We start from the raw sequence: 13,200 nt of genomic DNA, 5'->3' as shown, positions 1-13,200 counted from the left end.
GCATGCTCAGCTCCGGCAAACATTATCTCACAGGAGGAAGATGAATACCGAAGAGCGCAACTCCGTCGAGAAGGGCGCTCACCGGAGGAGAGCACCAGCTCCCGTTAAGGTTTGCTTCGCCGGAGCAGAAAAGGATAGATAGCCTTATTTAATGCACGCTCAGCTGTTGAGCCGGCTTCATTTTTCTTAGCTGTTTTTCGGGCCGGGTGTGGAGGCGATCAGTTCCATATTGCTGCCGGACAGTGTCCAAGCGGAAACGGTCGCAGGCAGGATAAAGTGGTCGCCCTTGTGCAACGGATAGATTTTTCCGGCGACAGTCAGACTGCCGCTGCCTTCGATGACGCTTCCCAAGGTGTAGGGAGCAGTTTTCTTGAAGGCCAGTTCAGAAAGGATGTTCCACTTGTAGACAGTGAAATAGTCGCTTTCGATGAAAGTCGTCACGGTGTTGCCGTCGACTGTGCTGGTTTCGAAGTGGTTCGCAGGATCCTTGTGCGGAATCATCGACACATCGATGGATTGTTGGATATGCAGGTCGCGTGTGTTGCCTTGATCGTCCTTGCGGTCGAAGTCGTAGACGCGGTATGTCGTGTTGCTGCTCTGTTGCGTCTCCAGAATCGTGATGCCGCCGCCGATGGCATGGATGGTGCCGCTCGGAACGAAGAAGAAGTCGCCTTTCTTCACTTTGACGTGGCGCAGCAGCCCCTCCCAGTCGCCTGCAGCGACCATTTCCGAGAACTGCTCTTTTGTTTGGGCATTGTGTCCGTAGATGATTTCGGCGTCGTCATCGGCATCGATGATGTACCAGCATTCGGTTTTCCCGAGCTCACCTTCATGCTTCAGTCCATAGGCATCATCCGGATGCACTTGGACGGACAGGGCTTCGGCGGCGTCGATGATTTTGGTCAGCAACGGGAAGACGGGCGAAGTCGGATTTTCGAACAGCTCAGGATGCTCCGCATAAAGGACATCCAAGCGGGTGCCGGCGTAGGTGCCGTTTTCCACCGCGCCAGTGCCGTCGGGATGGGCGCTGATGGCCCAGCATTCCCCGGTATGGTCACTGGGGATGTCGTACCCGTAGATATCGCGCAGCTTGGTGCCGCCCCAGATTTTTTCTTGCAGGACAGGTTGGATGAACAATGGCTCTTGCATGTTTTTCCTCCTAATATTTTTATTTGTTATTGTTTAATAATATCCGTGATGGTGTAGGAACGTGTATCGAAGCGACTGCGAGCAGTGGAGTACTCGAAGGGAGTCCCATTCGTCAGATAAACGACTTGTTCCACTTCAAGAATCGGCGTATGCTGATCGCATGCCAATTCTTGCCAATCCAGTTCATTAGAACGATCAGCGTGGATCTTTCGGTAAGCGCCACCGATTTTTAGTCCTAAGGTATCGCGGATATGGTCATAGATGGAATGGTGGATAATATCTTCAGTCAAGTCCTTGACCAATCCGGCTACAAAGTAAGTATCTTCCAGTATATAAGGTTTGTCGTCAATAATCCTCAGGCGTTGCAGGTGGTAGACAGGCTGATTGTCCTCCAACATCAACAAGGATTGGATATTCTCGGAAGGGAACAGGATATCGAAGAGGATGATTTTGCTCTTCACCGTTTTATTCGGAAACTGTTTGGATAAGCCGGCATATTCATCCGCTTTGGAATCTCCGCTATTCCAGAGGGCGCTCTTGATGACAAAAGTTCCGACACCCCGTTTGCGGAAAATCAGGCCCTCCATTGCAATCATATCGATGGCTTTCTTTAAGGTCATCCGGCTGACGCCGAATTCTTCCGCCAAAGCAATCTGGTCCGGGAGCATTTCACCTTCCGCATATTCCCCATCGGCGATGCGGCGCCGCAGCTCATCCGCGATTTCTTCATATTTTTTCATTACAGTCGCTCCTTCCGGGAATTAAACGATTTTGATTCCCATTATACCGTAATGGCTAGACTTGAAACAAGCTAAGCTCTATATTTAGCTGATTAAGGAAAGACAAAGGCCCGAAGCATACTGCCTCGGGCCTTCAATTTAGATAAACCGATTATGCAGCTTCTTCGACAGTAAGGGCCAAATTCGCTTTATCGACAACCTTCAGGAATGGATACCACATCACACCGACGATTACGAAGTCGATCAGTTGCAGCACGCCGCCCATAACGGAGTTGGTGGCCATCATACCGCTGAAGAACAACGGAACAGTCCACGGAACCGTTACACCAGTTGGAGTAGGGAACAAACCGGATGCCATTGATAAGTAGTTTACGGTCGTTACGATTAAAGGTGTCAAAATCCAAGGGATAGCGATGGATGCGTTCAATACAATCGGTAATCCGAAGATGACAGGTTCGTTAACGTTGAACAAGCCAGGTCCGATCGCCAAACGACCGATATCCTTCATTTGACGGCTCTTCATGACGAATGCCATCAAGATGACTACCATCAACGTCATACCGGAACCACCCAGACCGACTGTGAATGTTTCCATGAATGGCTTTGTGATGATGTGCGGCAGTGCTTCACCAGCTTTAAAAGCATCCAAGTTTTCCAAAGCCAAGGTGTTCCAGATCGGATCCATGACGGAGTTGACGATGATTTGGCCATGTAAGCCGAAGAACCAAAGGATTTGCACGAAGAACAGGGAAACCAAAGTAGCAGGCAAGCTGCTTCCCAATCCGACAAGCGGTTTTTGGATGACTGTGTAGATGACATCATGCAAGTTTGTTGTAAAAACGCCAGAAACCAATGCATTAAGCATCAGGAAAATGGTAAGTGTAGAAATTGCCGGAATCAGGGCACCGAATGAGCGGGCAACAGCATCAGGAACACCTTCAGGCATTTTGATGACGATTCCTTTTTTGGTGATTCGCACATAAATCTCAGCTGCGATGAAGGCAGCCAACATGCCGATGAACATTCCTTTAGCGCCTAGGCGATCCAAGGAAAGGGCGCCGCTGACTTCAGCACCGTCTGCTGTTGTAAAGTTGAAGGGTGTCAAAATCAAGTAAGAAGATAATGAAACAGCTCCTCCGAAGATGCCATCTTCATCATAAGAACGGGTCAGGTAATACCCGATACCGAACGTGATGAAAATCGTCATGATGGACATAGTCGCGTTTTGCCCGTTTCCGAACAGACCGCCCAAAGTCCCTTTCAGATCATCGCTCCAGAACGGCAGGTTGTTCAATACAACGACGATTGAACCGAACATCGTCAGTGGGAAAGAAAGCATAAAAGCGTCACGCAATACTGCTAAGTATCTGTTTGAGCCGAGCTTGCCGGCAAGGGGAGTCAATTTTTCGGCTAAATTATCAATAAAATTATTCATTGGTCATTTTCCTCTCTTAGAAAACTTATGCGTCAAAACCATTTTTGTCTGAAACCTGTTTAAACCAGTAACCACTTTTCTTGATTGTGCGTTTTCCTTCTTCCGCCAGATCGACCGCAATGAAGCCGTAGCGGTTTTTGTAGGCGTTTGTCCAGGACCAGTTATCCATGCACGTCCACATATGGTAACCTTTCACGTTGCAACCCTCCTGCAACGCTTGATGGACATATTTCAGATGATCTTGGACAAATTCGATACGGTAATCATCTTCGATCATGCCATCCGCGTTGATGAAGCGCTCTTCGCCTTCCACACCCATCCCGTTTTCGGAAATGTAGCAGGGCAGGTTTCCGTAGTTGTCACGGACGTTGATCAGGCAATCATAAATGCCTTTTTCGTAGATTTCCCAGCCACGGTATGGATTCATTTTGCGTTCCGGCCAGATGTAATTGTCGAAGTAATCATCCGGCATCGGGTTGTCGGACAAGCGTTCCGTGCTTTCTTTTTTCATGATGCGTCTTGGCTGATAGTAATTGATCCCCAGAATGTCGATGGTATTATGTTTGATGAGTTCTAATTCCGATTGCGTATATTCCGGTAGGTAATCCAATTCCTTCAGCAGCGAAACCAAATCTTCGGGGAAGGTGCCTTTGATGGCAGGGTCCAAGAAGGAACGGTTGAAGAAGGCATCAGCGAGACGGGCTGCCTTGACGTCTTCAGGATCATTCTCATTGCGCGGGTAACTAGGCGTCAGATTGAGGATGATGCCGATTTGCCCGTCAAGGTTCATTTCATGATAAATTTTGATGGCTTTTGCGCTTGACAACGTTTCGTGATAAGCGACTTGAGCGGCTTTTTTCATATCCACGACACTAGGGTAGTGGAATTGGTAGAGATAGCCGCCTTCGACCGGAACAATCGGTTCATTGTGGGTGAACCATTTTTTTACGCGGTCGCCGAACAGTTCGAAGCAGATGCGCGCGTAATCCGCATAGGCATCCACGACTTCTTTGCTTTCCCAGCCTCCTTTCTGTTGTAATGACAACGGCATATCAAAGTGATAAAGATTCATGAAAGGTTCGATGCCGTTGGCCAATAGCTCGTCGATGTAGCTATTGTAAAACGCCACCGCCTCAGGATTCACTGCGCCGATCCCATCCGGAATCAGACGGCTCCATTGAATGGAGGTTCGGTACGTAGTGTGTCCCGTTTTTTTCATGAGTGCTATATCTTCTTTGTAGCGATTGTATACGTAGGATGTGTCTTCAGGACCGACTTGATTGAAGAACAGCTCTGGGTTCTGTTTGTACCAATGATCCCAGATGCTGTCTCCTTTGCCGTCTCCGGCAACCGTGCCCTCTGTCTGCGGTCCGCTTGCTGCCGAGCCCCACCAAAAACCTGCAGGAAATTCGTATTTCATCTAAACAACTCCATTTCTATGTCTATACATAACTTCAAAAAGAATTATACAAAACAAAAAAAGAAAATGCAATCGATTTCAAAGAAAAATATATATTTTTATTATTTCTCAATTATTTCCGCTTTTTAGCGAGAATTCGCAACGAAATTATGGTATAAAAAGAACAAACAGGTTTGGAGGCGATAGGTGATGAAAATTGGAGTCATCGGGTTAGGTAACATTGCACAAAAGGCGTATCTCCCGGTCATGGTCGAGATGCAGGATGAGGTGGAATGGCATCTGTGCTCGCGAAACAGAGAGAAGCTGGAAGCCGTAGGAAAAAAATTTGGCTTCCAGCATTTGTATACCTCGATCGAGGAATGGTTGGACAGCGGAATCGAGGCTGCCTTTGTGCACGTAGCTACCGTTGCCCATGCGGAAATCATCCGCAAGTTGCTGGAGCGCGGCATTTCGGTCTATGTGGACAAGCCCATCAGTGATGATCTGGAAGAAACAAAGCAATTGATTGAGTTGGCGGACGCTAAGGGCTTGCTCCTTACAGCTGGCTTCAACCGCCGTTTTGCTCCGATGGTGGAACGGTTGAAAGGGATTCCTGACAAAAAGATGATCCTTATTCAGAAGGATCGCGTGAAGAACGTGGAACCCGTCCGCTTCGCTGTCTACGATTTGTTCATCCATATCGCGGATACCGCTTTGTATTTGTTGGATGATGAGGTGGTTTCGTTGCAATCACATCTGGTCGAAAACGAAGGGGAGTTGAAACGGCTATGGCTGATGCTCGAAACGAAAAGCACCACTTGTTTCGTTTCGATGAACTATGAAGCGGGAGCCAATCAGGAAGTCATGGAAGTCCAAAGTCCTGAGGGGATTGCGCGCGTCCTGAATTTGACCGATATGACCATCGAACAAAAAAATGGCAAGCAGCAAGTTGCTTTCGGCGATTGGGAAGGGACGCTCCGCAAGAGAGGATTCGCACCGTTGATCGCTTCGTTTGTCGCGGGAGTCAAAGAACATACAAACCCCGTCTCCACAGAATCAAGCTATCTGAGCCACTCGCTGTGCGAGAAAATTCTCGCCGACAATGGATTCGGAAACAAGCCAAATGAATAGATTTGGTATTTTGTAGGTACAATTCACGCGTATTTTGTTAATTTGTTCGTACAAATCTGGTATAATGTAAATCAGCAAGGCATAGGATCATCAAATGGAGGTGAAGGATGACAAAAGATATGACTGCCGGCAGTCCTCTGAAGCTGCTCGTGCTGTTCTCGGTTCCGATGCTGATAGGGAACATATTCCAACAAGTATATAGCTTAGCGGACACAATCATCATCGGCAGGACATTGGGGGTGGACGGACTGGCGGCCATCGGTTCGGTAGGTGGGGTGCTCTTCTTTATCCATGGATTCGGAGTCGGGGTCACTTCGGGTTTAGGGATCGTCATAGCGCAGCGTTTTGGCACGAAAAATGAGGAGCGGATACGGAAGAGCATCACAGTAAGCGTCTGGATAACACTCATCATGACTGTCCTCATAACCCTCCTGAGTGTTTTTTTCGCTGAAGATATCCTGTTGTACATGGATACGCCGGCCGAAATAAGCCAGGAAGCCGAAGCCTACTTTTTGGTTTTGATGTGGGGTTCGGTGGCGATCATGGTATTCAATTTGCTGAGCAACATCCTGCGTTCGCTGGGTGACAGCAAGCTGCCACTGATCATCCTGGTGATTTCTTCCATATTGAATGTGGCATTGGATTATGTGTTCATTGTCGGGTTTTCTATGGGGGTCGCAGGAGCGGCGCTGGCGACTGTTGCGTCGCAATTGTTCGCCAGTTTTCTCTGTTTCGTATACATAAGGAAGAAAATGGCGATTCTGTGTTTCTCCAGAGAAGATTGGCACATGCAGCCTACGGACTTCTCGTTGCCGTTGAAAATTTCGCTCCCTATCGGTCTGCAAGCCTCCATCATTTCGATCGGGTTGATTGTATTGCAGAAAAGTCTGAATGGATTTGGCCCGGAAGCGGTCGGTGGATATGCCATCGCCCAAAAATTGGACATCATGGCGACGCTGCCGATAGCTTCCATCGGTATCGCTATGGCCACTTTCGCAGCCCAAAACTACGGGGCCGGATTGTATTCTCGGATTTGGGCAGGCGCGCGCATCAGTTTGCTGCTGTCTTTTGTCTACAGCATCCTGTTGGGAGGAGCGCTTTTGTTCTTCGGGACGGATCTCATCCGGCTGTTGTTCAATCAGAATGATCCGGCCGTATTGGCGTATGCGCATACGTATTTTGTTGCCACGGCCAGCTTCTATCTTGTATTGACGACGTTGATCATCTTGCGGTATACGCTGCAAGGGGTTGGGGACAACGCTGCGCCTACCTTTGGGGGTGTGATGGAGATGGTCGCACGCATCCTCGTTCCGTTGGGATTTTCCGGTCTGCTAGGCTACCAGGCTGTCGCCTTTGCCAATCCCATTGCTTGGGTGGGGGCTGCCGTTCCTATGATGTACGCTTATCGTCAGTTGAAAAGAAAATTGACTTTATTGGAAGAGAACAGATGCAAGGAAGCCGACGGTGAGCGATTGGTTGAATTGTCGGATTGATAATCCATTATTGCTGCATATCTAAGTTAATAAACCGATATAAACCGATTCGGAATATGTTATAATAAGATTAAATCATGATTGTAAAAGTTGGTTGAGGAGTTCAATACTAGATTCACTATCTTGAGGAGGAAAAAAATGTTTGATCAAATTGATGAGTTAGCAGTTAATGCAGTACGTACACTTAGCATAGACGCCGTACAGAAGGCCAATTCAGGGCATCCTGGTTTGCCGATGGGAGCCGCTCCGATGGCCTACGCGCTTTGGACAAAACATTTGAAAGTCAACCCTAAGAACAGTTTGTGGGCAGACCGTGACCGTTTCGTATTATCGGCTGGACATGGGTCATCCATGTTGTACAGCTTGTTGCACTTATCCGGATTCAATGTGAGCCTGGACGACGTGAAGAACTTCCGCCAATTCGGCAGCAAGACACCTGGACACCCGGAAGTGCATGACACGGACGGCGTGGAAGCAACAACTGGTCCTTTGGGCCAAGGGATCGCCAATGCGGTCGGTTTCGCAATGGCGGAAGCGCACTTGGCTGCTACCTACAACAAAGAAAACTTCCCTGTTGTGGATCACTACACTTATTTCCTGAACGGCGACGGCGATCTGATGGAAGGCATCTCCCATGAAGCAGCCAGCTTGGCTGGCCACCTGAAATTGGGCAAACTGATCGGTTTGTATGACTCCAACGATATCTCCTTGGATGGACCGACTTCGAAATCATTCACTGAAGATGTAGCTGCCCGTTTTGAAGCCTACGGTTGGCAACATATCCTGGTGAAGGACGGCAATGATCTGGAAGCCATCTCCAAAGCCATCGAAGAAGCGAAAGCTGAAACCGAAAAACCAACTTTGATCGAAATCAAAACCATCATCGGCTTTGGTGCTCCTGACGCTGGAACGCATAAAGTGCATGGCGCTCCCCTTGGAGCGGAAGGCGTTTCCTTCGCTAAAGCGGCTTACGGCTGTGCGGACGAAGCTTTCTGCGTACCGGCTGAAGTGACAACCCGTTTCGACGAAACAATGGTTGCAGAAGGCCAAAAAGCGGAAGCGGCATGGACAACGATGTTCAACGACTACAAAGCAGCTTATCCGGAATTGGCGCAACAATTCGAAGCTGCCATCGACGGTAAATTACCTGAAGGCTGGCAAAACAAACTGCCGACTTATGAAGTGGGCAGCGCAGCAAAAGCAAGCCGTGTGACCAGTGCTGAATCCATCCAAGCATTGGGTGAAGCTGTACCTTATTTCTGGGGCGGTTCTGCGGACTTATCTTCTTCAAACAACACAATGATCAAATCGGCAAGCGATTTTGAGCCGGGCAACTATGCCGGCCGCAATATCTGGTACGGTGTGCGCGAATTCGCGATGGCCGCTATCATGAACGGTATCGTTCTGCATGGCGGAACCAGAACGTATGTAGGAACATTCTTCGTCTTCACTGACTACTTGCGCCCAGCAATGCGTTTGGCTGCCATCTCGCACTTGCCTGGCACGTACGTGATGACGCATGACTCAATCGCGGTCGGCGAAGACGGCCCGACGCATGAGCCAGTGGAACACTTGTCCAGCTACCGTGGCATGCCGAACTTGACGGTTCTGCGTCCGGCCGACGGCAACGAAGTCAGTGCTGCTTGGGAAATCGCCGTGTCTTCAGCGGACAAACCAACGATGTTGGTGCTGACGCGCCAAAACTTGCCTGTTTTGGAAGGCACAAAAGAAATGGCCCGCGAAGGCGTGAAGAAGGGGGCATATGTGCTTTCTCCGCAACAAGGCGAAACACCTGCCGGCATTCTGATCGCAACCGGTTCGGAAGTGAGCATGGCTGTGGAAGCGCAGCAACAATTGCGTGAAGCTGGAGTGGACGTCTCTGTTGTCTCCATGCCGAGTTTCGATCTGTTCGAAGCCCAGGATGCTGCCTACAAAGAGCAAGTCTTGCCTGGTGCAGTCCGCAACCGTATGTCCATCGAGATGGGCGCTACCTTCGGTTGGGAACGTTATGTCGGCCTGGATGGCCTTGCTTACGGCATCGATACTTACGGCGCAAGCGGCAATGGCAACGTCGTAATGGCGGAATATGGCTTCACTACTGAAAAAGTGGTTGCAGCCTATCAAGCAAAATTCACAAAATAAACTTCCTAACAGATGAACAAAAAAGCATGGGCTGTCTCGAAATTGAGGCAGCCCACGCTTTTTTTGTCCTTGTCCAGAGTTTTTGCATCGGAAATGCCGTTTGATCAGATCAAACGCATCAGGATGAAAATGATCCCTGACCTCCGGTAAACAAAGGCCTTACCGGAGGTCGGACAACATTTCGGGGTGCGTTCTCCGATAAGCGGGGACTCGACGGGGTTGCGGCCTGAAGTTACCGTTGTGCTCCGGCGAGCGCGGCTTCGCCGGAGCAGAGGCTTTCCTTCGATTGCCGGTATGCATCTCCGTCAATCGAAGGAAAGCCAAAAAAGCTGCGGTCCACTCGAAAGGAGTGGGCTGCAGTTTTCTGGTGCTTATCAGGAATAGTAGGCTTTGAAGTTGATGTCCTGGTCATGATTCCCGAATTTTTTGCCGAACAGGGTTACGCCTCCGACATTTTCAGCATCGGGCTTCACTTCGATGCGGATTTCCCATGTTTCGGCTGTCTTATTCAGATCCGATATGCTGACTTGGGAAAGCGGGTCTCCGTCCATGTAAGTGCCGTGGTGGCTTACCCTGAGTGTCTTCAATAAACCGTATTGGTTCAAATTCGAGGGCCACCAAGATGGATTCAGCTTTCCGCGCGTATCCGCGAAGTCGCCTGGGCTCGTCCATGTGCCCAACTCTGTTCCGTTCAAGGTGAATGTGATATCGGACGGCCAAACATCATTCGAAAAAGGGAATTCGGAACTGATTTCCATGCTGATGTCAATCTGCTCCAGTGTGTCATCAGGCGTCAGGAAGTTGGGAGTTTTGTATTCCACATAGCCTGCAGTGAACCAAAGGATGCTGGCGTCCATTCGCCCAGAGTCCATGAAGTATTTCGGTTCATCCACCTGACCGATGAAATCTTTGGAATCAGCCAAGCCGCATGTCGGTGTGACATGATAATCCGTGTAGTGGCCGATTGGAATGGCGGTATCGAAGGTTTCGAAGGAGTGGTAGATTTTCTTCGGAAAATGGATGTCGATATGATCGACTTTCAGGATGGATACTTTTTGGAGACCGGATATGCCAGGAATCCTTTCCGTTTTGATGATACCAACGGCTTCGAGTTTTTTGATGTGCTTTGAAATGATGGCGCTGCTTAGATTCAGTTCAAGCGCGAGATCTTTCACATTCATTTTTTGTTTGGATAATAATTGGATTATCTTTAAGCGTATATCGCTGGCCAATGCCTCGTATACAGCCAAAGATGATTCGGATATGTCCAATTGCATAAGCTCACCTCATTTTTCATTTCTGTTAATGATATTGTTCATCACTGTATGTGATAAATATAAAAGTTTATCACTTGTCTGTCAATAGGTTGGCTTACATTACTATTTGAGTTAACCAAAAAAAGATATATTTCACACAGTTTTATGAAAATGCTGAGTTAAAAGAGCGTGATAACTGTATTTATGGGCATGGTTAACAAATGTGTTGATTAAACTTGAGATATATTTGCTAAAAAGGAGTAATTTGTGTTGACAACGTTTGCATAGTTCGATATTATTACCTCATAAGTTAATTTTATTAATCTTAGTAAACTAAAATGTTAACTAAGTTAGTAAGGAGGACAAATGGAAGCGAAATTATCGGTCAACAGGCAGAATACCATCAGCAAAATAGATAAGCGTTTGTATGGTTCGTTCATAGAACACTTGGGAAGGGCTGTATATGACGGCATTTACGAACCGGAACACAAAAATGTCGATGCAGAAGGCTTTCGGACAGATGTAAAAGAGGTAGTGGCCGAACTGAATGTACCGCTTATACGGTATCCTGGAGGCAATTTTGTATCGGGGTACAAGTGGGAAGACGGAATCGGGCCAAAAGAGACGCGTCCGAAGAAGTTGGACTTGGCGTGGCGATCATTGGAGACGAATCAGGTAGGCATCCACGAATTCGCGAAATGGGCAAAAGAAGTCAATGCGGAAGTGAATATGGCAGTCAATCTGGGCACGCGTGGCATCCAGGAAGCTGTGGAATGTTTGGAATATTGCAATTTTGAAGGCGGGACCCATTGGAGCGACCTGCGCAAGCTGAACGGATCAGCGGAACCTTTCGGAATCAAGACCTGGTCGCTCGGCAATGAAATGGATGGGCCTTGGCAGATCGGCCATAAGACCGCGGAAGAATACGGACGCTTGGCGGCAGAGACCGCTAAGGCGATGAAGCTGGTCGATGACAGCATCGAATTGGTCGTTTGTGGAAGTTCGACCAGCAAAATGCCGACTTTCGGTGACTGGGAACGGATTGTCTTGGAACATACCTATGATTATGTCGACTATCTTTCCTTGCATTGCTATTATGGAAATAAGGAAAATGACATAGGCAATTATCTGGCACAATCATTGGATATGGATCGCTTCATCAAGACAGTCGTTTCCATCTGTGATTTCGTGAAGGTCAAAAAAGGCAGCGACAAACAAATCAATCTGTCGTTCGACGAGTGGAACGTATGGTATCACTCAAATGATCAGGATAAGGAATTGGAACCATGGCAAGTCGCTCCGCCACTGTTGGAGGATATCTATAATTTCGAGGATGCCTTAATGGTAGGCTGCTTGCTGATCACATTGTTGAAAAACGCCGATCGCGTCAAGATTGCTTGCCTAGCACAATTGGTTAATGTCATCGCACCGATCATGACCGAAAAGAACGGAGACACCTGGAAACAAACCATCTTCTATCCCTTTATGCAAGTATCCAATTATGGAAGAGGCGTGGTGCTGACTCCGCATGTCGAGTCGGAAACATACGGTTCGAAGGATTTTGCTGAAGTGCCTTATATCGAAACGATTGCGGTACACAACGATGAAACGGATGAACTGGTTGTCTTTGCGGTAAACCGATCGGAAGATACGGACATCGCCTTTACCTTCGAAGAAGAAGGGTTCGAGTTGGAGAGCGTCTCCGAAGCGACCGAGCTGGCTGGATATGATAAAAAGGATACAAATGCAACAGATCATGATTTGGTCAAACTGAAAGAAAAGTCGGATGTGGTATTCAATGATGGCAGGTTGTCCACTATTTTGAAACCGTTATCTTGGAATGTCATCAGAATAAAAACAAAATAAAATGGAGGCATAAAAAATAAAAAATGCAAATAGAAAGTTTTTATCAGCAGCGACGTTAGCAGGCATCACCTTATTGGCAGGTTGCGGGAATGCGAACACAATCACCTTCTGGAACTCTTTGACCGGTGACGATTGAAGGAATTCTATCGTTGGATGGGAAGCTGGATGAAGGGCATTATGCCATCAAGGATGCGTGAAAATTCGATCGATCGGACAGGTGCCGGTCAAATCATAGCGAGTAAGGAGGTATTCGAGAGCGAAGAATACCAACAGTATCCGCAATCATTCTTCACAAGCTCGGATGTCGAAAAAGAAGCTTCCTATATTTTTGATTACAAATATTCCAGCTAAGTCGAATCAGTTTTGGCTACCGTTTTATCGGACATGATCTACGGCAACATCACAATTGACGAAGGTCTGGAGCAAGCTCAAAAAACCTTTGAAGATTTGATTGCTGAAAATGCAAGCTGATCATCCAAACGCAATGGAGTGACGAGGAAGTAATTCAAAAATTCATACGGCATTCTTAAACGGAATTGCTGTATGAATTTTTTTGAAAGGAAGATAACATGCAAACATCTGAAGCCGC

At 47.8% G+C, this 13,200-nt stretch carries 10 protein-coding genes; 5 read left to right on the top strand and 5 right to left on the bottom strand.

Annotated features, from left to right (window positions below):
- Positions 1-186: 186 nt before the first annotated feature.
- The 4 genes from manA to TES5_RS09470 form a co-directional block, all read right to left on the bottom strand.
- Entirely contained in the window at positions 187-1,149 is a 963-nt protein-coding gene (gene manA, locus TES5_RS09485; RefSeq protein ID WP_068561634.1) for a mannose-6-phosphate isomerase, class I, read from the bottom strand.
- 26 nt (positions 1,150-1,175) lie between these two features.
- The gene (locus TES5_RS09480) at positions 1,176-1,889 is read right to left on the bottom strand and encodes a GntR family transcriptional regulator (protein WP_068561633.1); all 714 of its coding nucleotides are present in this window, start codon (positions 1,887-1,889) and stop codon (positions 1,176-1,178) included.
- 151 nt (positions 1,890-2,040) lie between these two features.
- Complete coding sequence (gene celB / locus TES5_RS09475; protein ID WP_068561632.1) at positions 2,041-3,324, bottom strand: PTS cellobiose transporter subunit IIC; 1,284 nt, start codon at positions 3,322-3,324, stop codon at positions 2,041-2,043.
- Positions 3,325-3,349: 25 nt separating this feature from the next.
- A complete protein-coding gene (locus TES5_RS09470; RefSeq protein ID WP_068561631.1) occupies positions 3,350-4,744 on the bottom strand; it encodes a glycoside hydrolase family 1 protein in 1,395 nt (464 codons plus the stop codon).
- Between the two features lie 189 nt (positions 4,745-4,933).
- On the opposite strand from TES5_RS09470, the gene TES5_RS09465 reads away from it, so the two are divergent.
- The 3 genes from TES5_RS09465 (at position 4,934) to tkt (ending at position 9,489) form a co-directional block, all read left to right on the top strand.
- Complete coding sequence (locus TES5_RS09465) at positions 4,934-5,854, top strand: Gfo/Idh/MocA family protein (protein WP_068561630.1); 921 nt, start codon at positions 4,934-4,936, stop codon at positions 5,852-5,854.
- Between the two features lie 107 nt (positions 5,855-5,961).
- Positions 5,962-7,347, top strand: coding sequence for an MATE family efflux transporter (locus tag TES5_RS09460; protein ID WP_068561629.1), 1,386 nt, complete (start codon positions 5,962-5,964; stop codon positions 7,345-7,347).
- 138 nt (positions 7,348-7,485) lie between these two features.
- Positions 7,486-9,489 (top strand): transketolase, encoded by a 2,004-nt coding sequence (tkt, locus tag TES5_RS09455; RefSeq protein WP_068561628.1) that lies wholly within the window; start codon positions 7,486-7,488, stop codon positions 9,487-9,489.
- 374 nt (positions 9,490-9,863) lie between these two features.
- Here tkt and TES5_RS09450 read toward each other — a convergent pair whose 3' ends face one another.
- On the bottom strand, positions 9,864-10,766 hold the full coding sequence (locus TES5_RS09450; RefSeq protein ID WP_068561627.1) for an ArsR/SmtB family transcription factor: 903 nt from the start codon (positions 10,764-10,766) through the stop codon (positions 9,864-9,866).
- Between the two features lie 345 nt (positions 10,767-11,111).
- On the opposite strand from TES5_RS09450, the gene TES5_RS09445 reads away from it, so the two are divergent.
- Together TES5_RS09445 and TES5_RS09440 are read left to right on the top strand one after the other, a co-directional pair.
- Entirely contained in the window at positions 11,112-12,611 is a 1,500-nt protein-coding gene (locus TES5_RS09445) for an arabinosylfuranosidase ArfA (protein ID WP_068561626.1), read from the top strand.
- A gap of 165 nt (positions 12,612-12,776) precedes the next feature.
- Positions 12,777-12,962: a hypothetical protein gene (locus tag TES5_RS09440; RefSeq protein WP_157080406.1), complete on the top strand. Its 186-nt coding sequence runs from the start codon at positions 12,777-12,779 to the stop codon at positions 12,960-12,962.
- Positions 12,963-13,200 lie beyond the last annotated feature (238 nt).

The organism is Trichococcus sp. ES5, from assembly GCF_900067165.1.
Lineage (GTDB): Bacteria > Bacillota > Bacilli > Lactobacillales > Aerococcaceae > Trichococcus > Trichococcus flocculiformis.
This window is presented reverse-complemented; position numbering and strand designations above follow the sequence as displayed.

What these genes read in the sequence shown, in the direction of transcription:
- TES5_RS09450 (WP_068561627.1), bottom strand. Translation starts at nt 10,766, where the DNA reads ATGCAATTGGACATATCCGAATCATCTTTGGCTGTATACGAGGCATTG.
- celB (WP_068561632.1), bottom strand. Translation starts at nt 3,324, where the DNA reads ATGAATAATTTTATTGATAATTTAGCCGAAAAATTGACTCCCCTTGCC.
- TES5_RS09465 (WP_068561630.1), top strand. Translation starts at nt 4,934, where the DNA reads ATGAAAATTGGAGTCATCGGGTTAGGTAACATTGCACAAAAGGCGTAT.
- TES5_RS09470 (WP_068561631.1), bottom strand. Translation starts at nt 4,744, where the DNA reads ATGAAATACGAATTTCCTGCAGGTTTTTGGTGGGGCTCGGCAGCAAGC.
- tkt (WP_068561628.1), top strand. Translation starts at nt 7,486, where the DNA reads ATGTTTGATCAAATTGATGAGTTAGCAGTTAATGCAGTACGTACACTT.
- TES5_RS09440 (WP_157080406.1), top strand. Translation starts at nt 12,777, where the DNA reads ATGAAGGGCATTATGCCATCAAGGATGCGTGAAAATTCGATCGATCGG.
- TES5_RS09460 (WP_068561629.1), top strand. Translation starts at nt 5,962, where the DNA reads ATGACAAAAGATATGACTGCCGGCAGTCCTCTGAAGCTGCTCGTGCTG.
- manA (WP_068561634.1), bottom strand. Translation starts at nt 1,149, where the DNA reads ATGCAAGAGCCATTGTTCATCCAACCTGTCCTGCAAGAAAAAATCTGG.
- TES5_RS09480 (WP_068561633.1), bottom strand. Translation starts at nt 1,889, where the DNA reads ATGAAAAAATATGAAGAAATCGCGGATGAGCTGCGGCGCCGCATCGCC.
- TES5_RS09445 (WP_068561626.1), top strand. Translation starts at nt 11,112, where the DNA reads ATGGAAGCGAAATTATCGGTCAACAGGCAGAATACCATCAGCAAAATA.